22 protein-coding genes and 1 pseudogene are annotated in these 21,590 nt (G+C 63.4%); 7 read left to right on the plus strand and 16 right to left on the minus strand.

What is annotated here, in order from left to right; genetic code table 11:
* Positions 1 to 77: 77 nt before the first annotated feature.
* On the plus strand, positions 78 to 2,105 hold the full coding sequence (locus FJ414_RS17310; protein ID WP_140645581.1) for an AI-2E family transporter: 2,028 nt from the start codon (positions 78 to 80) through the stop codon (positions 2,103 to 2,105).
* Between the two features lie 97 nt (positions 2,106 to 2,202).
* Positions 2,203 to 2,319: a MucR family transcriptional regulator gene (locus FJ414_RS32005; protein ID WP_140645654.1), complete on the plus strand. Its 117-nt coding sequence runs from the start codon at positions 2,203 to 2,205 to the stop codon at positions 2,317 to 2,319.
* A gap of 65 nt (positions 2,320 to 2,384) precedes the next feature.
* Here FJ414_RS32005 and FJ414_RS17320 read toward each other — a convergent pair whose 3' ends face one another.
* The 8 genes from FJ414_RS17320 to FJ414_RS17355 form a co-directional block, all read right to left on the minus strand.
* The gene (locus FJ414_RS17320) at positions 2,385 to 2,666 is read right to left on the minus strand and encodes a hypothetical protein (RefSeq protein ID WP_140645582.1); all 282 of its coding nucleotides are present in this window, start codon (positions 2,664 to 2,666) and stop codon (positions 2,385 to 2,387) included.
* Between the two features lie 606 nt (positions 2,667 to 3,272).
* A complete protein-coding gene (locus FJ414_RS17325; RefSeq protein WP_140645583.1) occupies positions 3,273 to 4,160 on the minus strand; it encodes an NAD(P)-dependent oxidoreductase in 888 nt (295 codons plus the stop codon).
* Between the two features lie 30 nt (positions 4,161 to 4,190).
* Entirely contained in the window at positions 4,191 to 4,505 is a 315-nt protein-coding gene (locus FJ414_RS17330) for a putative quinol monooxygenase (protein ID WP_140645584.1), read from the minus strand.
* Between the two features lie 19 nt (positions 4,506 to 4,524).
* Positions 4,525 to 5,883, minus strand: a complete 1,359-nt coding sequence (locus FJ414_RS17335) for a Gfo/Idh/MocA family oxidoreductase (RefSeq protein WP_140645585.1) — start codon at positions 5,881 to 5,883, stop codon at positions 4,525 to 4,527.
* A 280-nt stretch (positions 5,884 to 6,163) separates the two neighbouring features.
* Positions 6,164 to 7,033 (minus strand): PfkB family carbohydrate kinase, encoded by an 870-nt coding sequence (locus FJ414_RS17340; protein WP_140645586.1) that lies wholly within the window; start codon positions 7,031 to 7,033, stop codon positions 6,164 to 6,166.
* Positions 7,030 to 7,899, minus strand: coding sequence for a MurR/RpiR family transcriptional regulator (locus FJ414_RS17345; protein ID WP_140645587.1), 870 nt, complete (start codon positions 7,897 to 7,899; stop codon positions 7,030 to 7,032). Before FJ414_RS17345 ends, FJ414_RS17340 begins: the two co-directional genes overlap by 4 nt.
* A 48-nt stretch (positions 7,900 to 7,947) precedes the next feature.
* Positions 7,948 to 8,928 carry a sugar phosphate isomerase/epimerase family protein gene (locus FJ414_RS17350; RefSeq protein WP_140645588.1) on the minus strand — a complete coding sequence of 327 codons (981 nt, stop codon included), beginning with the start codon at positions 8,926 to 8,928 and terminating at the stop codon, positions 7,948 to 7,950.
* Positions 8,929 to 9,050: 122 nt separating this feature from the next.
* Entirely contained in the window at positions 9,051 to 9,944 is an 894-nt protein-coding gene (locus tag FJ414_RS17355) for a LysR substrate-binding domain-containing protein (RefSeq protein ID WP_140645589.1), read from the minus strand.
* A gap of 241 nt (positions 9,945 to 10,185) precedes the next feature.
* Between FJ414_RS17355 and FJ414_RS17360 the strand changes: the two genes are divergently transcribed.
* From FJ414_RS17360 to FJ414_RS17375, 4 genes are all read left to right on the plus strand, one after another.
* Positions 10,186 to 11,214 carry a substrate-binding domain-containing protein gene (locus FJ414_RS17360; RefSeq protein ID WP_181181642.1) on the plus strand — a complete coding sequence of 343 codons (1,029 nt, stop codon included), beginning with the start codon at positions 10,186 to 10,188 and terminating at the stop codon, positions 11,212 to 11,214.
* Positions 11,215 to 11,281: 67 nt separating this feature from the next.
* On the plus strand, positions 11,282 to 12,760 hold the full coding sequence (locus tag FJ414_RS17365) for a sugar ABC transporter ATP-binding protein (RefSeq protein WP_140645591.1): 1,479 nt from the start codon (positions 11,282 to 11,284) through the stop codon (positions 12,758 to 12,760).
* Complete coding sequence (locus tag FJ414_RS17370; RefSeq protein ID WP_210239672.1) at positions 12,757 to 13,743, plus strand: ABC transporter permease; 987 nt, start codon at positions 12,757 to 12,759, stop codon at positions 13,741 to 13,743. The genes FJ414_RS17365 and FJ414_RS17370 overlap by 4 nt, the downstream gene beginning before the upstream one ends.
* Positions 13,740 to 14,648 (plus strand): amidohydrolase family protein, encoded by a 909-nt coding sequence (locus tag FJ414_RS17375; RefSeq protein ID WP_181181643.1) that lies wholly within the window; start codon positions 13,740 to 13,742, stop codon positions 14,646 to 14,648. Before FJ414_RS17370 ends, FJ414_RS17375 begins: the two co-directional genes overlap by 4 nt.
* 135 nt (positions 14,649 to 14,783) lie before the next feature.
* Here the strand turns inward: FJ414_RS17375 and FJ414_RS17380 are convergent, their stop codons facing one another.
* The 3 genes from FJ414_RS17380 to FJ414_RS17390 all read right to left on the minus strand — a co-directional run bounded on the left by FJ414_RS17380 (position 14,784) and on the right by FJ414_RS17390 (position 16,239).
* Positions 14,784 to 15,281 (minus strand): DUF2285 domain-containing protein, encoded by a 498-nt coding sequence (locus FJ414_RS17380; RefSeq protein WP_140645593.1) that lies wholly within the window; start codon positions 15,279 to 15,281, stop codon positions 14,784 to 14,786.
* Positions 15,282 to 15,336: 55 nt separating this feature from the next.
* Complete coding sequence (locus FJ414_RS17385; RefSeq protein ID WP_140645594.1) at positions 15,337 to 15,531, minus strand: DUF6499 domain-containing protein; 195 nt, start codon at positions 15,529 to 15,531, stop codon at positions 15,337 to 15,339.
* Between the two features lie 129 nt (positions 15,532 to 15,660).
* The gene (locus FJ414_RS17390; protein ID WP_246672429.1) at positions 15,661 to 16,239 is read right to left on the minus strand and encodes a hypothetical protein; all 579 of its coding nucleotides are present in this window, start codon (positions 16,237 to 16,239) and stop codon (positions 15,661 to 15,663) included.
* A 281-nt stretch (positions 16,240 to 16,520) separates the two neighbouring features.
* Between FJ414_RS17390 and FJ414_RS17395 the strand changes: the two genes are divergently transcribed.
* Positions 16,521 to 16,727, plus strand: coding sequence for a helix-turn-helix transcriptional regulator (locus tag FJ414_RS17395; protein ID WP_095769110.1), 207 nt, complete (start codon positions 16,521 to 16,523; stop codon positions 16,725 to 16,727).
* 44 nt (positions 16,728 to 16,771) lie between these two features.
* Here FJ414_RS17395 and FJ414_RS17400 read toward each other — a convergent pair whose 3' ends face one another.
* The 5 genes and pseudogenes from FJ414_RS17400 to FJ414_RS17415 all read right to left on the minus strand — a co-directional run bounded on the left by FJ414_RS17400 (position 16,772) and on the right by FJ414_RS17415 (position 21,574).
* Positions 16,772 to 17,098 (minus strand): DUF736 domain-containing protein, encoded by a 327-nt coding sequence (locus tag FJ414_RS17400; protein WP_181181644.1) that lies wholly within the window; start codon positions 17,096 to 17,098, stop codon positions 16,772 to 16,774.
* 2 nt (positions 17,099 to 17,100) lie between these two features.
* Positions 17,101 to 17,280, minus strand: coding sequence for a hypothetical protein (locus tag FJ414_RS31510; RefSeq protein WP_181181641.1), 180 nt, complete (start codon positions 17,278 to 17,280; stop codon positions 17,101 to 17,103).
* Positions 17,281 to 17,791: 511 nt separating this feature from the next.
* A pseudogene (locus FJ414_RS17405) lies at positions 17,792 to 18,811 on the minus strand (IS256 family transposase); the annotation flags it as partial.
* Between the two features lie 157 nt (positions 18,812 to 18,968).
* Complete coding sequence (locus tag FJ414_RS17410; RefSeq protein ID WP_140645595.1) at positions 18,969 to 20,573, minus strand: GMC family oxidoreductase N-terminal domain-containing protein; 1,605 nt, start codon at positions 20,571 to 20,573, stop codon at positions 18,969 to 18,971.
* Positions 20,573 to 21,574 carry a flavin reductase gene (locus tag FJ414_RS17415; protein ID WP_140645596.1) on the minus strand — a complete coding sequence of 334 codons (1,002 nt, stop codon included), beginning with the start codon at positions 21,572 to 21,574 and terminating at the stop codon, positions 20,573 to 20,575. The genes FJ414_RS17410 and FJ414_RS17415 overlap by 1 nt, the downstream gene beginning before the upstream one ends.
* Positions 21,575 to 21,590 lie beyond the last annotated feature (16 nt).

Here is a 21,590-nt window from a genome sequence, read left to right on the forward strand (position 1 = left end):
CTGCAACCGACCGCGCCACGGCGCGTTGCACGCGGCGAATACCTCGGATCATTGCCAGGCAGTGTGGAGGCTCGATGATGGCGGCCAATCGTCGTAATGGAGTGTCGGAGCCGAGGCTGGCGAGCCTGCTCGCCGCTTCCAGAGGCCATCCGCGCACGGTGCTGCCGACAGTGGCGAGCGTCCTCACCACTGTCGCCGCGCTTTATTTCGGGCGCGAGGTGTTTCTGCCGATCGCGGTCGCGCTGCTCTTGACCTTCGCCATCGCGCCGGTCGTGTCCTGGCTGAAGCGCGCGGGCGTCCCGCGCATCGCGGCCGTCATCACCTGTGTGGTGGGGGCCTTTGCCGCGCTGTCGCTGTTCTCCTTCATCGTCGCCACCCAGGTCAGCGATCTCGCGCAGAACATCCCAGTCTACCAGATCAACATCCTGACCAAGGTACGCGCTTTGAAGGAAAACGGCCTCGGCGGGGGCATCGTCTCGCGCCTCAGTGGCGTCATCGAACGCGTCGGCCAAGAGATCGACCGCCAGGAACCGCAGCTGCCTTCGGCCGCCCAAGCGCCGAAGCGCAATCCGATTCCGGTGGAGGTCGTCGCGCATGAAAGGCCACTCGAAGTACTGCAGAACCTGATTGGGCCGCTGATCAGTCCACTGGCTTCCGCCGGCCTGGTGATCATCGTCGTCATCTTCATGCTGATGGAGCGGGAGGATTTGCGCGACCGCTTCATCCGCCTCGTCGGCTATGGCGATCTCCATCGCACCACGCAGGCCCTGCAGGATGCCGGCAAGCGCGTCGGCCAATATCTGCTGATGCAGTTGGTGGTGAACACCGTCTACGCCGTGCCCATCACCGTCGGGCTATGGGTGCTTGGCATTCCCAACGCGCTGCTCTGGGGCCTCCTGGCGCTCGCGCTGCGCTTCGTGCCATATATTGGGCCGATCGTCGGCGCGCTGCTGCCGCTGTTCCTGGCGCTGGCGGTGGCGCCCGGCTGGTCGCTACTTTTGTGGACCGTCGCGCTTTTCATCGTCGTGGAGCTCATCACCGGCAACGTCATCGAGCCGTGGCTCTATGGCTCGCACACCGGCCTGTCGCCTTTGGCAATCGTCGTGGCCGCGATCTTCTGGACCTGGCTGTGGGGGCCGATTGGTCTGGTGCTGTCGACGCCGCTCACAGTCTGCCTGGTGGTGCTCGGGCGGCATGTGCCGCAATTCGAGTTCCTCGACGTGCTGTTCGGTAACGAACCGGTGCTGGAGCCGCATGCTCGACTCTACCAGCGGCTGCTGGCCGGCGATCCCGATGAGGCGACCGACCATGCCGAGGAGATGCTTGAGGAAAAATATCTGTTCCAGTTCTATGATCAGGTCGCCATCCCCGCGCTTCTGCTTGGCGAGCAGGACCGGGGGCGCGGCGTCATGGATGACGAGCAGCGCAGGCAGGTTGCCGACAGCGCCAAGACGCTGGTCGCCAATCTCGACGACAGCGCCCAGGAGGAGGCTGAGGAGGAAGAGGCAGAGCAGGTGGCTGAGGCGGACGTGAAGGCAACAGACAAGAAGGCGGCGGAGAAGAAGGTGTTTGACAAGAAGGCTGCCGATAGCAAGCCTTCCGAGGAAGACGACGAGGAAGATATCGACCTGCCGGACGGCTCCGGCATAGCGGTTCTCTGCACCGGCGGGCGCGGCGAGCTCGACGATGCGGCCGCCGCAATGCTGGCGCAGGTGCTGGAAGTACAAGGCGCCTCGGTGTCGAAGGCGAGCTTCGTAGACCTCGAACCTTCGGCTATCCGCCGCCTCGACCTGAAGGCCGCCGACGCCGTCCTCATCGGCTTCCTCAACCGCCAGTCCACCCAGCACGCGCGCTTTATGGTGCGCCGGCTGAAGCGCCTTGAACCGCAGCTGCGCGTCGGCATCGTATTCTGGTCGGAGGTCGGCAATGGCGATGGCAAGGCCGCGGCCGAGCTCGCCAGCACGCTCAACGCCGACTTCGTGGCCTTCGACATGGTCGGCGCCGTGACCGGCGCCCTATCCGACAAGCCGGCGGTCCCGCTCAAACCCACCCACCGCCGCCGCCAGCCGGTGCGCCGGAAGCAACTGCAGGCTGCCGCGGAGTAAGAGTGAGGCGTCTGCCCAGTCGGCATGAGAGTGAGGAGAGAAAAATCGCCGGGCCTGCTTCGAATGCCCAAAGCCGACAGTCCCGCCGAGATCCACAATCTCGCCGGACCAATCCCGCGAGAGGCGGAGCCTTGCGCGCGATTACCCAATGGTCGCGCCGAATTATGCTGCTCAGCGCACGGAGTTGGCGAAGGCGAGCGGGCTTGGGCGCTAGCGAGGAGCCAAACCGGTGGAGAAGGTGCGCCGGCGGAAGGGGCGGTTCGCGGGCAAACTTAAGGCCTACGATGCTCCGGTTTTACCGATTTCAAAGCGGTCGGATCGTTGTACCTGCGCCGCTTGATCGCCGCCGACAATACTGAGACAAAAGGAAAACGCGAAGGTCGAAGCTGAACTGGCGAGAGCGAGGGCGATGCTGCGGACAGGAATGGCTCTTTGCTTGTCGCCCTTCTCCACCCCGCTTTCGTCTAGTTCGGCTTCCAAGCCCTCACTCACCGGCTTTGACTCACTGCCGAGCAGCACGCCGTCGAAGCCCTGCAGCCCAGGGGCCGGCATGGAGACCATCAGCCTGGCAACGAGTTCAAGAAAGCTTGGCTCGCTATGAGCAAAGAGGATCAGATGTCAATCAAGAAGGATTGCGGCGATGATACCATCGCCAAGCGACACGACAATTTCTGCAAAATAATCAAGGAACTGCGAGGCGCCGACTGATAGTCCGTTCCTGAATACCCCAGCGGTCAATCCCGCCGGGGCAGCGCCTACGATTCTTTCACCTCCCCAAGGCGGCCTTCAAGTTCTTTCATAAAATGGGCTTCGTTGAGCAGGACTTCCCAATCGGTGCCAAAAATGTCCGATCAGATCGTGGGCTTGCTCCTCGGAGATGCGAGCCATGGATTGGCAATGGAAGCTGCGCATCGGTGCGGATCTCTGATCAAAAGCCTCGCCAAAAAACGGCGTCTTTTTTGTTCTAGGTTGAGGTGTGACGCTTCTTGGCTGATTCACTCGACCTTGCCGATTCCGACACATAAGGCGGATCGTCCGATCCCCGGCACGACCCGAAACCTCTTCAAGCGAAGCGAACGAATGCATCAGCGCCGGCCGCTTTCCGCCGGCCCTTGCCTACTTGAGAGATATTGACTGACGGACATAGCCAATTGGCGGGTTTGGGGCCTATCGCGGGTTCATCCGCCGCAGTTCGACGATTGCTGCGCTATGGTCGAGGTCGCCCCCGCCATTATCGACGAGGCTGCGAAAAATCCGGTCGACCTCGGTGGCAACAGGCAGCGTCAGTCCGAGCGATGCGGCGAGCGCCAGGGCCGTACCTGTGTCCTTGATCTGATATTTCGCAGGACCGCCGGGCGCGAAATCGGCCTCAATCATGCGCAGCCCGTGCTGGCGAAACACGGTCGAGTCGGCAAAGCCGCCGAGCAGCGCCTCGCGCACGCGCGCCGGGTCGGCGCCGCCTCGCTCCGCCAGCAGCAGCGCTTCGGCGACCGCGCAGATATTGCTGGCGACGATCAGCTGGTTTGCGAGTTTTGCAAGGCTGCCGGAACCGACCGGACCGATATGCGTGACGCGCCCCAACGGAGCAAAGATGGGGCTCAGCGCGTCTATGGTGGCGGCTTCACCGCCCGCCATGATGGCAAGCGTCCCTTCACCCGCGCCTTTCTCACCGCCGGAAACGGGAGCGTCGGCGTAACGGATGACCTTTTTCGCCGCCAGATCTCCTTGCCTGCGCGCGGTCTCGACCGGGATGGAACTCATCACCACGAGCGTCGACCCCGGCGACATTGCGTCGGCCGCGGCATTGGTGCCGAACAGCACCTCGTCGCAGACCGGCCCCGAGCTCAGCATCGCGATCACGACATCGGCGTCTCGTGCCGCCTCAGCGGCTTCGGCGGCGACAGCGACACCGAAGTGCCTGAGCGCTTCGGCTTTGTCCGGGCTGCGGTTCCAGACCGTCACGCCAAAGCCGGCCTGCGCCAGCCGGCGGGCCATGTGGCCGCCCATGATGCCGGTTCCGATGAAGCCGATGCGCATCTTGTTTGTACTGGTCATTCCGGCGCTCCTAACGCGCGGACGCTCGGCTCAGGAATTCTCGAGGGAAGCGAAGCGAACGACCGTCTCTTCGACCTTGAGCGCCTTCATGGCCGCCCGGAAACGCATCAAATGCGGGGTTCGCAAGTGCTCTTCGAATGCGACGCGATCGTCATATACCTCGTAGAATAACACCGTCTCTTCGGCATCCTCAGGACAGACGACGTCAAAGCGGCGGCATCCAGCCTCATCGGCAACCGAACGGCGGGCGTCGTCCAGGGCGGCGTCGAGAAACGCGGTCTTGACCTGCGGCCTGACGCGAAACTCGGGGATCACTACGAAGGGTGGCGCACTGCGCTTGGTCATGACTTTCCTTCCGGTACGATCAGGCGGCCACGCTCGGCGTCGGGCGGAAGCGTTCTTCCATTTCGCAGCGCAACTTCACGACATCGAGGTCGTTCACCAACTCGACGTCGTTGAAGCTGACGATCTGGTCTTTCCTGACGGCGCGCTTCAGCCGCACATTGTGCGCCAGCCCGATTGGAAGTGCCGAGTGCTCAAGGCTGATCGAAGCCGGAATGGCGTTCGCCCAGACTGCATAGCCGCCCTCGCCGTCCAGCATCTCACCCGGTTGCATGTCCTTCTTGGCCGTCGCCACGGCATCGCCGCGGAATTCCTTCGACGAGCCGGTCGGTTCGTTGCGCAAGACGGCCGAGAGCACGCTGACTGAGGTTTCCAGCCCGATAATGTGGAAGGGCCGCCACATCGAGGCGTACCAGCCCGACGGGTCGGTCAACAGGCCGTATTGCTTGAAGCAGGCGCGCGAATATTCGTTGTACGCCTTGAAGGTGACGAACACGCCGTAGCGGATGTTGTTGAACACCTCGCGGCCGTCCGGCTCTTGGCTGGCGGCGATGTCGACGAGGCCCGAGCGCGCCATGCGCCCGCCATCGGCGGCTGGGCGGAACACCTTGGCAAGATCGTGCAGGCCGCAGGGCGGGAAGCCAAGCCCGTCATCGGGACAGTCGAGACCCGTGCCATTGGCGACCGCCGCCATCTCGATCGCCGCCTTGGTGCCGTCAGTGAAAGAGTTGTACATCTTCGGATTGAAGTCGCCCTTGGCTACCTCTTCCTCGCTCCAGCCGAAGAAGCCCCAGACCGTGTCGGGCGTGGAATAACGGTAGCGCGGCTCGAAATTCATTCCCTTGCCGGCCGCCGTCACCTCGAAGCCGGTCGCCCGCGCCCAATCCACCAGCTCGCAGATCAGCGCCGGCTGGTCGCCATAGGCCATCGAATAGATGACGCCTTTCTGGCGAGCCTTTTCGGCCAGGATCGGTCCGACCATGACGTCCGCCTCGACATTGACCATGACGACATGCTTGCCGGCCTCGATCGCCGCGAGCGCATGACGGGTTCCGGCAATCGGATGGCCGGTCGCCTCGATCACGCATTCGATCTCCTCGCAGGCAAGCAGGGCGGCGACATCGTCGGTGACGAAGGTCGTGCCGTTCTTCACCGCTTCGCCGGCATCCTTCGCCTGATACCGCGCGGCCAGCCAGCCGACGCGCTGAAGCGAGTCCCGCGCCTTGGAGGCGTTCAGGTCGGCCACGGCGACCATATGGTATCCGGCGATCCGTTGCGCCTGCGACAGCACCATCGAGCCGAACTTGCCGGCGCCGATCAGGCCCACCCGAACCGGGCGCCCACGCTCCGCTCGCGCGGCAAGCAGGGTATAAAGATTCATGTCCGTATCCTTTACATCACCGAATTCGGCACGACCCAGCCTTCGGCGAGGCGCATAAAGGCCTTCGTGTCCCGGTTTACCGTGGACACACTGCGAAGGCGCTCGACACCTCCTCGCAATGGCGCAATTGCCTCCCCGGCAAGCCTTGCTGCCGATTGTCCGGCCCTGTTTTTTGCCGAACCGCTACATTCGTATTGCGGGAGAGCTGTTAGCTCAATTTAGAAAGTGAGCTGGATCGTTTAGCTGCGCTAAAGATTGAAGCACCCAGGCCGGCATAGCGTCAGGTCGAGACGTGCCTGGCGGCGGCATGGTTCGCGAGATCGAGACACATAGCGAAAGCGCTACCCGCAGCAAACGCCGCGGCAAAGGTTCCGGCAAAGACATCGCCGGCGCCATGCGTGCTGATCAACCGGACAGGAATGGCGGGCACCACGACCGGCTCATGGCCGCGTTGCAGGCCGACCACGCCCTCTCCGCCCGCCGTCACCACCACTGTGGCAAAACGGCTTGAGAGCAGCCTGGCCGCGCAGACCGCCGAGGCGATATCCCCGACCGGGCAGCCGCAAAACTGTTCGGCCTCGATCGCGTTGACCATCATCATGTCGACGAGCCCGACGAACTCGTCCGTGAGCGATCGGTGCGGGGCGGCGTTGAGGCATACCGGCACGCCTGCCAGTTTTGCGGCCTTCGCGGCGGCGAGGTTGACGGCATCCGGCATTTCGTTCTGCAGGATGAGAATGCCCGCGTCTCGCCAAAGCGTGAGGTCGTCGAGGCTCTCGGGATCGAGGGCAGCGTTGGCGCCCGAGACGATCACGGCGCCATAATCCCCACCGCTGTCGCTGATGGCGACGCTCATGCCCGACCCGCGACCGGCAGTGTGGGCGATACGCGAAGCGTCGACACCGTCTGCGGTAAGGTTGGCGAGAAGAAACCGGCCGAAATCATCGTCGCCTACGGCGCCGACGATGCGCACGTCGGCGCCGGCCTTTGCCGCCGCGACTGCCTGATTGCCACCCTTGCCGCCGAACTTCGGCCGCCAGCCGAAGCCGGTCACCGTCTCGCCCCTGCGCGGACGGTCGGGCGCTTCGACCATAATGTCGTAGTGAAGGCTGCCGACCACAACGACGACGGGGCGAGCCGAGCTACTCATGCTCCGCGCCGCTTGCCAGCGACCGCGCCCATGGTCGCGGCGAGGTTGCGCTCAGCCGCCTTCAGGTCACGCCGCGCGACCGCGGCGAAGACGGCATCGAATATGACCAGCTGGGCAATGCGTGCGGCAGCATTCTCACCCAGGAGCGGCGAACCCTGGGCTGTCGAGCACAGCACCACGTCGGCGACCGAGGCGAGTGGCGACGTCGCATAGTTGGTGAGCGCGATGGTGCGCGCGCCGCGTCGGCGCGCTAGCTCAATGGGCTCGATCACCGCCGAACTGGTTCCCGAATGGGAGAAGGCGATGGCGACATCGCCCTCTCCCAGCAGCGAAGCCGACATCAACATCATATGCGCATCGTCGAAGACGCTGGTGCGCACGCCGATGCGCAAAAGCTTGTGCGCGACGTCGCGAGCGATCTGGGCCGAGCCGCCGACACCATAGAGGTCGCGCTGGCGCGCACCGAAGATCAGGTCGGCCGCACGCTCGAGCGCCTCGGGATCGAGAATGGCAAGCGTCTCTTCGAGCGCGTGGACGGAGGTGCGAAATACTTTGCGCGCGATCTCGGCATCGGTGTCGTCGGGCGAGAGTTCTTCATGCAGTTCGGCGGTCGGCAGGCGGTTGTAGCCGGCAAGGCCGGCCCGGAAATCCTTGAAACCGTCGAAGCCGAGTTTCTTGGCGATCTTGACGATCATGGCCTCCGACACGCCGGCGTCTTCGGCCACGGTCTTGAGCGACGTGTGCTCGCCGAAATCGCGCCGGCCGAGGATCATGTCGACCACCCGCCCCTCCAGCGGCGTGAGATGCGGCATCATCATGCGGATGCGCGGTCCGATGGTTCTCGGATCGCCAAGCGGCAGGCTCATGTGTTTTCCCCCGGCATCATGACCTTCCCAGGCCTGCGCATCGCCTCCTCATGCGCCGATCAGGGCCCTGTTGACGATCCGCAGACTGGCCACCGCGTCCTGACGGGCCAGCGCGTCGGCAAGGCCGTTGTCCCCGGCCAGCCCGTCGGCGATCTCCAGCAATCGCCGCACGGTTGCGATGTTGGCTTCGCATTCGGCGACGGGATCAAGCCCGCTCATATCGGGAAAGGTATCGAAGTAGAGCGCGCCGTCGAAGCCGTCGCGACGGATCTGGTGAAGCAGTTCCAAGGTCGAGCGCAGATGCACCGCGCCGACCATCAGCCCGTCGTCGCGCTTGGCGTATCCGTCGTTGAGATGCACGCCGAGAAGCCGGCTGCGGCGGTTGATCAAATGCGCGGCAAGCGCCGGTTGCTCGCCGGCATAGAGCGCATGCGCGAAATCGATGGTGACGCCGAGGTTGGGCGAACCGGCCTCGGCGATTGCCAGCAGCGTCGTCGCCGCGTCACGCAGCAGCGACTGCGCGCGCGGCTCGTCGGGCTTGTATTCGATGCTGACGCGGCAGTCCGGATCGTGCTCCGCCACTTCCCGGATGCCAGCCACCTCCCAGTCCCAGGCGTGTCCGTAGTCGAGCTGGAAATTGTAGTCGAACCCATCCTGGCCGAGCCAGATCGTCATCAGGTCGGCGCCCATGGCGCGCGCCGCGTCGATGCCGCGCTTGGTCAGGTCGATAGCCTCGCGCCTTACCGCCACGTCCGGATTGGTGAAGGCGCCGCGTTTGAAGGCCGGGTTGGTGTAGTAGCGCATGGCAAGGCCGTTGATCGACAGGCCGAGGCCGCCGATGCGCCGGGCGATTTCCGCCGGCTCGCCAGATACATGGTCGGGAAAATTCAGATCCACATCGGTAAGACCACGGACGGTGGCGGCGCGCTCGGCCATCTGCATCATGCTGGGCTTGCCGGAGAGGTCCGGCCATTGCAGGTGCGGCGCGGAGGCGAACGAGTTCAATCGGGTGGCGAAACGGGACAGCATGCGAACCTTCGGACCTCGAGTTTTTCACACAAATACAGAAAGTCGTAAAGTTATCAAGTGCGCGATGAGCGCGCGACCACCGACAATAATTGAAGGCCCAACCCTGCTTGGTGGCTTTGTCTTTATGCCGGCTGGCCTGGCAACGCGTCGCGTTCGGCACGCAGCCAATCGAGGAACAGCCGCACCTTCTTGTGCCGCAAATGGTCACGCGGGCACACGATCCATTGCGTTACGATGCGCAGCGAAGGAGGATCGGGGACGGGGCAGACGAGCCGGCCGTCGTGCAGTTCGCGCTCCATCATCATGCTGCTTTCCAGCGCGATGCCCATCCCGTCGAGCGCCGCATCGATCGCCATGTGGGAGCGGTCGAACAGGATGCGGCGCCATCTTTGCGCCGGCTGCGTGCCCGCCAGCTTGAACCAGGCCGGCCATTGCGCCTGCGACTTCACCGAATGGATCAGACGGAACCGCGTCAAATCCTCGGCGCGAAGGCTGCCCGCCGCCGCCAGCGCAGGGGCGCAGGCCGGGATGAAGCTCTCCTCGGCCATGCCCTCGACGAAAAGGCCCGGCCAGCGCCCGTCGCCATGCCGTATCTCGAGGTCTACCAGCTCGCGATTGAAATCTGTCGGCTCATTGGTGCCGTCGAGGCGAATTTCCAGTTCCGGATTCTGGTCGAGGAAGGAGGCAAGGCGCGGCAGCAGCCATTTGTTGGAAAGCGTCGGTGTTGCCCGCACCGTCAGCATCGTCACCGACCGGTAGCCGCGAATGGTGCTGGTGGCCTCGGATATGCGCTCGATCTCGTCGGTGATGGTGGCGAAATAACGCTCGCCCGCTTCCGTCAGCACGACGCGACGCCCCATTTTGGTCAATAGGCTGACGCCGAGCTGGACCTCGAGCGCCTGGATCTGCTGGGTGACCGCCGACGGCGTCACGCCGAACTCCTCGGCGGCGCGCGAGATGCTGCCGGCCTGGGCCGCCGCATGAAAGACCCAAATGGCCTTGACCGGGATCTGCATCTTTCCTCCGCGCAGCAAGCGCCCAAGCCATATCAGTTTTCGTTAAGCCTGGCTAAAAAATCGGATAGGGCTTCTAATTTGAATCTAACAGATCAAATGCTCTAATTTCCAACTTGCTGCAACACGGTGAAGTCGTGAACAGTCGGAGCGCTTGCAGGCGAGAGGTGAAGGCCGTGGCGCTCGGGTCTACAGGGAAGAGGAATTTCCGGAGGTGATCCGGTACCTAATGGGAGGAAATTCGATGAAACTACGGATAAGCGGCGTGTTCGCCGCCTCGACTGCGCTCGCCGTTCTTGGCGCGACCCCCGCTTTCGCCGACGACAGCTGCCCAGCCTATCCGACGGCCAAGATGGACAAGATCGAATCGACGGCCGTCGGGAAGGAATTCGGCGCGATACCGGCGCCCAAGAAGGAACTGCACTTCGCCTATGTCACCAAGACGCTGATCAACGAGTTCTGGCAGGATGTCGCGGCCGGCGCAAAGGCCGAGGCATCAAAATACAAAATCAGCGTCGATGTGCAGGCCGCCAAGGACGAAAGCTCGATGATCGAGCAGCTCAACCTTGCCCAGACAGTGTTGTCGCAGAAGCCAGACGCGCTGCTGCTTTCGCCGCAGTCCGATTCAAACCTCGCCCCGGTGATCGAAGCGGCGCGCGCCGCCAACATCCCGACCGTCATCATTGACGACGCGCGCACCGAAGGCGCCAGCACCTATATTGGCACCGACCAGGTGTCCATCGGCGCCAAGGCGGCCGCCTTCCTGCACCAGACCTATCCGAACGGCGGCAAGGTCGCCCAGATCGAGGGTGCCGCCGGGTCGCCGAATGCACGCCTGCGCATTCAGGGCTTCAAGGAAGAACTGAAGAAGTATCCCAATCTGGAACTCGTCGCGAGCCAGCCGGGCAACTGGGACCGGCTGACCGCGTTGAACGCGACCTCGAACATCCTTCGCCAGACTCCGGACCTTGTCGGCATCTACGCCAACAATGACGGCATGGCGCTCGGCGTGGTCGAAGCCGTCGCCAGCGGCAGCAGCCTCGAAAAAGTCGCGGTCGTCGGCACCGATGGTATCCGGGAAGCCAAGAAGTCGGTCGGCGCCGGGGAGATGCGCGCAACCGTGGCGGAGTTTCCCTTCGAGGAGGGCCAGCTTGGCGTCCAGATGGCGTTGCGGCTTCTCGGCTGCCAGGCCATTCCGCAGTGGGTCCTTTCGCCCCAGGCCGTTATCAGCAAGGACAACGTCAAGGATTTTCCCGATCCCAAGACCAACTGAGGCCGTCTCAGTGCGCAATGCAATCTCCCAGGCGGAGGACGGCGTAAGCCGTCCTCCCGCACTTCGGATGACCGGCATCGCCAAGCGCTTCGCCGGCGTCCAGGCTCTGAAAGGTGTGGATCTCGACCTGCGCGGCGGCGAGGCCCATGCGCTGCTTGGCGAAAACGGCGCCGGCAAGTCGACGCTGATGAAGATCATGTTCGGCATCGTGCAGCCGGACGAAGGCAGGATCACGCTCGATCCGATCGGCGCAGTGCGCATTGGCGGCCCGCGCGACGCGTTGGCCATGGGCATCGGCCTCGTCAGCCAAGAGCTCAGCCTCGTGCCGCAGCTCGACGTCGCCCAGAACATCTTCCTTGGCCGCACGCGCGGGCTGAGGCTCGTTCCGCGCGCCGGCTTCCGCCGCGAGGCGCGCGCGATCCTCGACGACCTCGCGCCGCATCTCAGGACCGACACGCCCGTATCGGCGCTCGGCATGGCCGACCGGCAACTGGTCGAGATCAGCCGCACGCTTGCCCGCGGCGGCCGCATCATCGCCTTCGACGAGCCGACATCGAGCCTGACGCCGGCCGAGCAGGAAAGCCTGTTCGCCGTCATCCGGCGCCTCAAGGCGGTGGGCAAGGCCATCGTCTACATCTCGCACCGCATGAACGAGATCCGCGCCATAGCCGATCGGGTGACGATCCTGCGCGACGGCGAAGTCGTCGCCTCCGGTCCGATCGGCGACTATTCCGAGGCCAGGCTCAACGAATTGATCGCCGGCCGCGAGCTGTCGCGCGAGATGAGCGCCGAAAAGCCGGCGCCGGTCCACAGCGCTCCGCTGCTGGAGTTGCGCGGCGTCTCCACCGCGCGGATCAAGGATGTCAGCCTGTCGGTCGGCGCCGGCGAGATCGTCGGCCTCTCAGGCCTTGTCGGCTCGGGACGCTCGGCCGTCCTGCGCGCCTCATTCGGCATCGATCCGTTGTCGGGTGGCGAAATCAATGTCGCGGGTACGGGCGTGACGCTCGGCAGGCCGGCCGACGCAATGCGGGCCGGCATCGCGCTGATCCCCGAGGACCGCAGAGGTCATGCCATTGTGCCGATGACGGATGTCCAGCGCAATTTCGGCCTTGGCAATCACGGCCGTTTTGCCTCGCTCGGCGTGATCAAGGGTGCCGAGAGACGGCGAGCGGTCAAGCGCTACGTGGACGAATTGCATATCCGGCCGCCGTCGATCAGCACCGAGATGCGCAACCTCTCCGGCGGCAACCAGCAAAAGGTGGTGATCGCCCGCTGGCTGGCGACCGGCGCGCGTGTCTTCCTGTTCGACGAACCGACCAGAGGCATCGATGTCGGCGCCAAGGCGGAAATCTATGCGCTGCTGCGCCGACTCGCCGCTGATGGCGCGGCGCTGCTGGTCGTGTCGTCCGAACTGCCGGAACTTCTGCTCATCTGCCACCGCATCGGCATCGTTAGCGGCGGCCGGTTGCGCGCCATGGTCGACAACGATGCCGGCCTGACCGAGGAGCGGCTGATCGCGCTCGCTGCCAGAGAGGACAATCCGTGACCGAACTCATTTCCCTTCCCCGCACGGACAAGGCCGAGAAGAAAAGCCCGGCGGCGCCCCGGCGCGGCGATACGCTGCGCAAGGCAAGCGTGGCGATCGGCTGCGCGGCGCTTTTCCTGATGTTCTCGGTGCTCAACAGCACTTTCTATCAGCCATCGAACCTAATCGACATCATGCTTCAATCCTCGATCAACGCGGTGATCGCGGTCGGCATGACGCTGGTCATCATGACCAAGGGCATCGACCTGTCGGTGGGCTCGGTCGTCGGCCTGTCCAGCATGGTGGCGGCCGATATGCTTTCGAATGGGCTGCTGGCCGGCATCGGCGCCGGATTGCTGGTCGGGCTGGTCTGCGGCGTCCTCAACGGCGTGCTGATCGCGAAGCTGAAGCTGCCCGACTTCATCGTGACGCTCGGCACGCTCAGCATCTTCAGGGGCGCCGCACTGATCTACACGGACGGCCAGCCGATCTACGGACTGGCCAAGGAGTTCCGCTCCATCTTCGCCGGCCGGCTGCTCGACATCCCGACGCCCGTGCTTTTGGCGTTGGCGGTCGCGGCCCTTGCCTACCTCTTGGTCCGCTACACAGCACTTGGCGAGCAGATCATCGCCATCGGCGGCAATGAGGAGGCAGCGCGGCTCTCGGGCGTCAACATCGAACGGGTGAAGGTTACCGTCTATACGGTCTCCGGCGTGCTTTCGAGCCTTGCTGGCTTCGTGCTGATCGCGCGCATCGGCGCTGCTGAACCGATCGGCGGCAGCGGTTTCGAGTTGCAGGCGATCGGCTCGGCCGTGATCGGCGGGGCAAGTCTGTTCGGCGGCGTCGGCAATCCGCTCGGATCGCTGATCGGCGCGCTGACGCTCGGCGCTTTGCAGAACGGGCTGACCCTGATGAACGTGCCGTCCTTCTGGCAATATGTGGCGTCGGGCGCGGTCGTCATTCTGGCTGTCTTCGCCGACCAATGGACAAGAAAGCGCGGATGACGCCCGCCGACGACAGCTGGGCGATCGTAGATACGCACCAGCATTTCCAGAGCCTCTCCGATGCCGCTTATCCGTGGCTCGATCCCGACCGCCCGGAGCCGCTGGAAGGCGAGCTGACGCCGATCCGCCGCGATTACCTCCCGGCCGACTACCACCGCGACATGGAAGGACTCGGCATCGTCAAGACGGTGCATGTCCAGAACGGCCGCAATCCGGCGGATCCGCTCGACGAGACGCGCTGGCTGAGCACGCTGGCGAGGCGGGAGGCCATGCCGGATGCGATCGTCGCCTATGCCGATCTCGCCGCTCCCGCTGCCGAGCGCCTGCTGGAGGCCCATGCCGGCTTTCCGCGCGTGCGCGGCATCCGACAGATCCTGAACTGGCACGACGATCCGCGTCTTCGCAGCGCGCCAAGTCCGGATCTAATGGACAGCCCGCAATGGCGGCGAGGTTTTGCCCGCCTGGCGCCGCTCGGGTTGAGCTTCGACCTGCAGCTCTACTGGCCGCAGATGGACATGGCGCTGGCGCTTGCTAGAGCGTTCCCGGACACGACGATCGTGCTGGAACATTTCGGCATGGTGGCCGATCGCAGCGCCGAAGGACTGGCCGGTTGGCGTTCGACGATCAGCCGTCTCGCGCAAGCGCCGAACGTCAGCGTCAAGCTGTGCGGTTTCGGTCTGGGTGCACCGGCTTGGTCGCCCGAGACAACGCTGCCGCTGCTGCATCATGTGCTGGACGCCTTCGGCTCTGGGCGCACGATGGTAGGGACCAACATGCCAGTGGATCTACTCTTTGCAACGCCGGCAAAGATCATTTCCACCATTCGCGCCGTCGTTCAGGATATGTCCGAATCTGAGCGCGTCGCTGTGCTTTGCTCCAACGCCGAAAGATTCTACCGAATCTAGGCCACCGCCTATGATTAACCTGAATGTCCGATTCCAGGTGACGTAGAAAGTGCATCAAAAACCCCGTTCACTCCATATCGTAGGCCTCGGCCTGCAGACAACGTAATAAGTGAACCAGGCGGCGTCGAAACCGTGTCAGGAATGACGCCGTCGCGCACGAAGCAATTGGCGATAGCCGCGCTCGACCATCTTCAAGCCGTCGCACACGAGACGATGCGTCTGATATCGAAAAGCCGAGTCGTGCCAGTCGGCGGCGCTGACCAGTCGCCGACCGAACAAGGCGGTCGCGACTTCAAAATGGGATGCCTGCTCTTCCCGGCCATCGAGGCATCGCAGCATGTGGCCGAGGCGCCGGCGCTGGGCCGCGGTCAAGCGGGCGTCGGGAAGGTGCTGCCTGTGGATGGAGCGGATGAACCGCTCGATGGCTTGCAGCCGGTCGTGCGCCATGTCGTCCAGCGGTATGATGGCGGCGAGCGGTTCGCCTGGCTTCGTGCCGCCAAGAAGCGCCAGTTGCATGCCAGGCGACGAACGCATATGAAGGCCGACCTCGTCACGCCGGCCTCCGGCCAGCGGTACGTCGAAGGCGCTGCCCTCCCGCGTTTGCAGATCCGGCGGAACCTCGACAAGGTTCACAACCCCAGGGTCAATCTCAGGCGCCCAGTAGACGGGCTGCTCGACCGCGGACCGGTCAGGCCGGGCGGCGAAACTGCAAACCCCAGCGCTTGCGGAATGCGCGCATCGCCTTAGCCGAGCGCGAGGTTGCGAAGTCCTGCTGATATTGCGGATTGCGTCGCAGGAATTCCCAGGCAATCTCATCGGCGGCGGCGCCTTTGATGAATGCATATGCCTGTGGGTCACGCCACTGCGATGTGTCCGGCTTCATCCGCGTCCTTCCCTTCTCAAGGATCTGATAGGGGGACGCGGCGTTCAGCGAAATCCTTGGATTCCGTCATTGACGAATGGACGAGGAGAGAACCCGGCAACGAGCGATCAGGCCAGGGCCCAGCGAGGCCTATTGGCTTGCGCGCTGCAGTATTTTGAATGTGTTCGTCCAGGTGCGATAGGCCTCGTCATCACCTTGGCTCCACGCGCTGAATGCGCGCCGGGCCGCAAAAGACGAGGCGGGCTGCTCTAATAGCGACCCGATTGATTGGTCGCCGGCGGGCCAGCCGGCCGGCTTGTCGCATATCGCGTCATGAGTGAGACGCCGCAGGTCGGCCAATGCAGAGCGGATCTGCGGAAGCGGAAATTCGACGATGTCGGTGTTGTCCTTCGCTTCCCGAACCACGACCGCAAGCTTGGCGATCACCCCCGCCAACGATCGTGCGGGCGTCGCCGCGATCTCAGCCAACAGGGCGTCGGCCTTCTCAGCATCATCCTGCTCCGCCGTCCGCGCATCGACATCGCGCGGATTGGCGATATTCCCCTCCCCGCGCACGATGACATCGCCCGTAGACAAGGGCGCACCGCTCTCAAAAAGATCTTCCTCCGTCTGCTGCTGCCGCACGCCCGAGGCCAACATCGCAACGTGCGCATGAATCCAATCGAGCGATAGTGCTACGACAGGGTCCACTGCCGGCTGGCTGTCCACGATTGATGAGATTTGCGAAGCTGGCCGATTTCCACTCACTCGCTCCGCCCCTTTCTCACTCGTGACGAAAGGACAAGTCGTAGCTATTGTCAGAATCAGGGACGATTCTGAGTTATCGACGACATCGTGCAGTGGGGCCAAGCGAAGCTATTCCGCCAGGCCTCACCAATGACTTCCGTAGGGTTGCATACTAAAAGCGGCTTTTTTGACCTATGTCAACCAAAAAGAACGATTTTCAGAGCGAAGCAATTTCTGTTCAGCAGTGTCGTGCTGCAAGAGCAATGCTCGAATGGAGTCAGGGCGACCTCGCCGAGGCAGCTGCTGTTTCGAGGACCACGATAGTTGACTTCGAGAGAAGTATTCGTATTCCGCACCGAAACAATCTTGCTGCGATCCGCCGTGCGTTTGAGGCAGCGGGTATAGAATTCCTTCCGGAAAACGGCGGCGGTGCCGGCCTGCGATTTGCGCGAAGGTCTGATCAGACCTAAAGGAATCTCGCCCGGCGCGCTTGCCGGGCGAGGCGTCTTCCAGTTCACTCGCCGCTGCGGCGGTTTGGGCGGGACCAGATGAGGCTGTGGCCCTCACCTTCCTCGTCGGCGAAGAGGTTGGCGTAGATCGGAGCGGTGAAGCTCGGATCGTCGAGCTTGAGCCCGAGATAATCGCGACCCTCGTTGGAGCGCTTGGACCAGGCGGCGCCGATCTCGGCCTTGCCGACCACCACACGGTGGCTTGGTGCGTTCTCGCCACTGGCCCGGGTGTCGGGGACAATGCGTACGTTCTTGGCCTGGACGCTGAGGGTGACGATCTCGCCGGTGAACTCGTTCGCATTGGTCTTCTTGAAGGTGCCGATGGTAGCCATTTTCAGTCTCCGTTCTCGTTTCCGAGCCCGCACCATGCGGCCTCGACGGCGATCTTGAGGCCGAAGGCGACCGCTGCCGCATCGCTTGCGACCGCAGCAAAGCGCAGGATAGGGCAGGCGCGCGTTTCTTGGTTGCGCGAGGAATGGGCTTCGCCCAGGGGAAGAAACTCGCGACGCGCCATTGCGGCATAGGCGGTCGAGGCTTCAGCCGTCCTTCGGCCAGATCAGCCCGTTCGAGGGGTCGTTGGTGCGCACTGAGAAATGGAAGACGGAGACAATGGGTTCATCTACGATGAAAGAGATGGTGTGGACTGTTTCGCCGGTGCTGATGTTACCACGGCCTGACATGTGCTGCATCAGAGCCTGAATTCATCTAGCGATCGCGGATGGGATCGGCCGCAACCCGACCGTCCGCTGTCGGAGGGAGTTCAGCTGATTGCTGCCATTCGGCAACCGAAAAGATCGGCTGTGCTCCTACCGAAAAGCGTTGAGTACCGTTTGTGTACGTCTGGCTCTGCCTGACTTCAGTGGAACGCTGGGCGAGATTGAACGCTTGGCCGCAGTTTGCGCTAGTCGGACCAGGGAATCACCTGGGTCCTAAAAAACTCGGTGCGGTTCATGATGAGGTCGGTCGCACGCTTTGCCATAGGGTCTACGACCGTAGCCAGAAACGCTTCCAAGGCCTTCAGATGAACGAAGGTCAGCATAAACGTGTTCAAGCATGTTGGTGGATTTCAGATGCTTGTGGTGCTGGCGCGGCAGGCGGAAGAAGGTCAGCGTATACTCGATGGTCTCCTCCACCTACGTCGTCAGCCGCGGATAGCGGCCCGACCATGTGGCGAGATCGGCCTTGGCCTCGGCAAGATCGCGCCGGTCGTAGAGCCAGCGCAGTTCCTGCAAGCAGTCGTCGCCATGTTTCCTCGGCAGGTGATCGAGCGCGTTCCTGAGGAAGTGCACGTAGCAGCGCTGCCAAGCCGCTTCCGGGATCACCTCGCCGATCGCCGCGACCAGGCCGGCATGGTCGTCGGAGACAGCCAGCTCGACGCCCTTGAGGCCGCGCGCCTTCAGCGCGACGAGGAAGTCCTTCCAGGCCGAGCGGCTCTCGCGATTGGCCATCTCCACCGCCAGGATCTGGCGCCGGCCGTCCCAGTCGATGCCGACCGCGATCAGCACCGCCTGGCTCATGACGATGCCGGTCTCGCGCACCTTCTCGTAGCGGGCGTCGAGGATGAGGTAGGCAAAGGGCTCTTGAAGCGGGCGCTCGGCGAAGGCCTTCAGGCTCTCGTCCAAACGCTTGTTGATGGCCGAGATCGACGAGGCCGAGAAGGCATGCCCGCACAGCTCCTCGGTGATCGCCTTGACCTTCCTGGTCGACACGCCCTGCACGTACATCTCCGCAAGCGTCGCAACCAAGGCGCGCTCGGAACGCTGGTAGCGCTCGAACTGCTCGGTGGAAAAGCGTCCCTGCCGGTCCTGAGGAACCCGCAGCTCAAGCTTGCCGACACGGGTGACAAGCGTGCGGCCGTAATAACCGGAGCGATAGCCAAGACGCTCCGGTGTCCGTTCGCTCTTCGAAGCACCCAGAGCCTCGTCCATCTCGGCCTCGAGCACCTCCTGCATCACTGCGCGGATCACTTCGTGCAGCCCATCCGGGTTCGAAAGCAGAATGTCTTTGACGGCGGCAATGGCGGATTTATCTTCGGTCTTGGTCATGGCAGCGGTTCCTTCCAGGAATCAGGTGACGTTGAACATCACCAGCCTGCCATGGCCGCCCTCTCTCAGCGAATTTGCAGAACTCTCAGCACACTACCCTTCAGGTGGGGCCAACATTACAAGTTCCGGCCCCTGTGCTCAGCTCCGTAGATGCGCTTTAAGCCGCCGCCCGCTGGCTGCGGTCCCACAGGATCAGATCAGCGCCCTTCTCTCCGATTGCCATCGAGATGGCGTTGAGATTGCAGCTCGGTATCTGCGGGATGATGGAGGAATCGACGACGCGTAGGCCTTGAACGCCGATGACCTTGAGATCCGGCGCCACGACCGCCATCGGGTCGATGCCCATCTTGCATGTGCCGCAGGGATGGTAGCTCCCGCTCGCGTTCTCGCGCATATAGGCGACCCACTCGTCGTCGGTCTGGACGTCCTTGCCCGGTTTGAACTCGCCCATGACGTATGGCGCGAACGCCTTCGAGTTCAGCGCCGCACGGGCAATCCGTCCGCCCGCCATCAACGTCTCGATATCGTACGGATCGCTCAGCAGGTTCAGCTGGATCCTGGGCTTCTCATGAGGGTCGCCCGATCGCAGTTCGAGATAGCCCCGGCTGCGCGAACTGTTGACGTTGGGCTGGAGATTGATCGCGGCTTCCTTCTGCATTTCAATGCCATCATGCGTGTAGTTCGCCGAGAAGGCCCCGAAATGGTACTGGATGTCGGGATATTCGAGCTCCGGTCGGGTCCTGATGAGACCCACACCCGTATAGGTGTAGGTGGCGTAGCCTGAACGGTCGAGGAGAAACTGGGCGCCGTATTTCAGCTTCCCCAGCAGGTTGAACTCCTGGTTCGCGGTCTTGATGTTGACGTAGGCCTTGACCTGGGTGCTGGCGTGTTCCTGCAGGTTGCGGCCGACACCGGGGCTGTCGTGCAGAACTTCGATACCGTGCGAGCGCAACTGCTCCTGCGGACCGATGCCTGACAGCATCAGGAGCTTTGGCGAGTTCACCGCGCTTGCCGAGAGGACGACTTCGCGGCTGCATCGCTCGATCTGCGTCTTTCCACCGGCATCGAACTCGACGCCCGCGGCGCGCCGTCCGTCAAAGACAATCCTGCGCACCATCGCGCCGGTCACGATCCTGAGATTGGGCCGCTCCTTGATTGGATCCAGATAGCCTCTGGCCGCGCTGAAGCGCGTTCCCATGTGCTGCGTGACATGGATGATGGCGGCGCCGTCGGTAGGCTCGGCGTTGTAGGCTGGATTATGCGGATAGCCGAGTTCCTTCATGGCCTCGACGAAGACGTAAGCGAGCTTGGGAGGCTTGCGGACGGCGCTGACGACGACAGGACCGCTCTTGCCGTAGATGTCGGTCACGCCGTCCCTGTTGCCTTCGACCTTCTGGAAATAGGGTAGGATGTCGTCATAGGACCAGCCGCGGTTGCCGAGCTGAGCCCAATGGTCGTAATCGCCCCGGTTGCCGCGGACGTAGAACATCGCGTTGATCGAGCTGGAGCCGCCGAGCCCCTTGCCGCGGGGCATCATGTCGCGACGGTTGTTGCGCGTCGGGTCCGGTTCGGTCATGAATTTCCAATTGGTGCGCTCGTCGGCCATCGCCTTGAACGCCAGGGCCGGCATGATGATGTTCAATCTCTTGTCGCTGCCGCCGGCCTCCAGCAACAGCACCTTCGTCGACGGGTCGGCGCTCAGCCTGTTGGCGAGCACGCAGCCCGCCGACCCGGCACCTATGACGATGTAGTCCCAATTCATCATTTCGCCGCGCGGTTCTGGGTAATCAGCTTCGAGAGGGTTCTGAGCGTGGCGCGAAGGTCCCCCTCAGGTATGCCGGCAAGCTGATCCTTCTGGAAATCCTGCCAACGCTTGCGGATCGCCTCACGCCGCTGCCGCCCGGCTTCGGTGAGGATCAACTGGCCGTCCACGGCGTTGACGAGCATGCCGCGCTCGACCAGCGTGGCCAAGGCGTCTTCGGTGTCGCGCTGGCCGAGATATGTGGCCCGCGCCACCTGGTCCGTCTTCAGGCCTGGCATGTCGTAGACGCAGGCGATCACCCTGGCCACCGAGATATCGAGACCTTCGGCATGGCGGTGTTCGTCGAAGGTGGACGACAGGAGATGGTGCGCTTCGAATATCTGGGGAATGATTGTTCCCTCGGACGAAGTCTCCGGCTTCAGGCCACCGACCTCGGGCGAAGGCGAAACCTCCGGATGGGAATAGGCGACGCAGTATTGCCCTTGGGCGAAAAGCAGCGGCTCGCCTTCGAAGCGGCTGGCGCGGCGCACGAGACCGACCAGGATGGTGTGGTCGCCGCCTTCGACCTGCGAATAGGTTTCGCACTCGAAATGCGCCAGGCAGCCGTCGAGCAAAGGCGAACCGTGCTCGCCGGCCGACCATGCCGTTTCCGCGAACTTGTCCTCGATCTTGCTCGAGAAATGCCGGGACACATTCATCTGTGTCGAGGCGAGGATATTCACGGCGAAGCGTCCGCCATTCTTGAACAGCGGATAGCTGCGTGAGCCATGGCTTATCGACCAAAGCACTAGCGGAGGGTCGAGCGACACCGAGGCGAAGGAGTTGACGGTGACGGCGGCCCGCTGGCCCTTTGTCTCCGTGGTGATGATCGCGATGCCCGTTCCGTACAAACCAAGGCATCTGCGGAAGAGGCGGCTGTCGGTCGCCGGATCGCCTGCTTCGATCGGCGAGCGGGCGGTATCGTCAACAGAGAGCCTGTCCTGGCCGGCGCTGGTTTGCATGTCCAATCCTCGTTCA

It is taken from the genome of Mesorhizobium sp. B3-1-6 (assembly GCF_006439555.1).
Classification (GTDB): Bacteria; Pseudomonadota; Alphaproteobacteria; order Rhizobiales; family Rhizobiaceae; genus Mesorhizobium.

Excerpts from the sequence above, each read along its gene's own strand:
- FJ414_RS17325 (WP_140645583.1), bottom strand. The coding sequence starts at position 4,160 with ATGACCAGTACAAACAAGATGCGCATCGGCTTCATCGGAACCGGCATC.
- FJ414_RS17360 (WP_181181642.1), top strand. The coding sequence starts at position 10,186 with ATGAAACTACGGATAAGCGGCGTGTTCGCCGCCTCGACTGCGCTCGCC.
- FJ414_RS17345 (WP_140645587.1), bottom strand. The coding sequence starts at position 7,899 with ATGAGCCTGCCGCTTGGCGATCCGAGAACCATCGGACCGCGCATCCGC.
- FJ414_RS17330 (WP_140645584.1), bottom strand. The coding sequence starts at position 4,505 with ATGACCAAGCGCAGTGCGCCACCCTTCGTAGTGATCCCCGAGTTTCGC.
- FJ414_RS17335 (WP_140645585.1), bottom strand. The coding sequence starts at position 5,883 with ATGAATCTTTATACCCTGCTTGCCGCGCGAGCGGAGCGTGGGCGCCCG.
- FJ414_RS17375 (WP_181181643.1), top strand. The coding sequence starts at position 13,740 with ATGACGCCCGCCGACGACAGCTGGGCGATCGTAGATACGCACCAGCAT.
- FJ414_RS17340 (WP_140645586.1), bottom strand. The coding sequence starts at position 7,033 with ATGAGTAGCTCGGCTCGCCCCGTCGTCGTTGTGGTCGGCAGCCTTCAC.
- FJ414_RS17385 (WP_140645594.1), bottom strand. The coding sequence starts at position 15,531 with ATGAAGCCGGACACATCGCAGTGGCGTGACCCACAGGCATATGCATTC.
- FJ414_RS17355 (WP_140645589.1), bottom strand. The coding sequence starts at position 9,944 with ATGCAGATCCCGGTCAAGGCCATTTGGGTCTTTCATGCGGCGGCCCAG.
- FJ414_RS17415 (WP_140645596.1), bottom strand. The coding sequence starts at position 21,574 with ATGCAAACCAGCGCCGGCCAGGACAGGCTCTCTGTTGACGATACCGCC.
- FJ414_RS17320 (WP_140645582.1), bottom strand. The coding sequence starts at position 2,666 with ATGGTCTCCATGCCGGCCCCTGGGCTGCAGGGCTTCGACGGCGTGCTG.
- FJ414_RS17350 (WP_140645588.1), bottom strand. The coding sequence starts at position 8,928 with ATGCTGTCCCGTTTCGCCACCCGATTGAACTCGTTCGCCTCCGCGCCG.
- FJ414_RS17310 (WP_140645581.1), top strand. The coding sequence starts at position 78 with ATGGCGGCCAATCGTCGTAATGGAGTGTCGGAGCCGAGGCTGGCGAGC.
- FJ414_RS17400 (WP_181181644.1), bottom strand. The coding sequence starts at position 17,098 with ATGGCTACCATCGGCACCTTCAAGAAGACCAATGCGAACGAGTTCACC.
- FJ414_RS17395 (WP_095769110.1), top strand. The coding sequence starts at position 16,521 with ATGCTCGAATGGAGTCAGGGCGACCTCGCCGAGGCAGCTGCTGTTTCG.
- FJ414_RS17410 (WP_140645595.1), bottom strand. The coding sequence starts at position 20,573 with ATGAATTGGGACTACATCGTCATAGGTGCCGGGTCGGCGGGCTGCGTG.
- FJ414_RS17365 (WP_140645591.1), top strand. The coding sequence starts at position 11,282 with ATGACCGGCATCGCCAAGCGCTTCGCCGGCGTCCAGGCTCTGAAAGGT.
- FJ414_RS31510 (WP_181181641.1), bottom strand. The coding sequence starts at position 17,280 with ATGGCGCGTCGCGAGTTTCTTCCCCTGGGCGAAGCCCATTCCTCGCGC.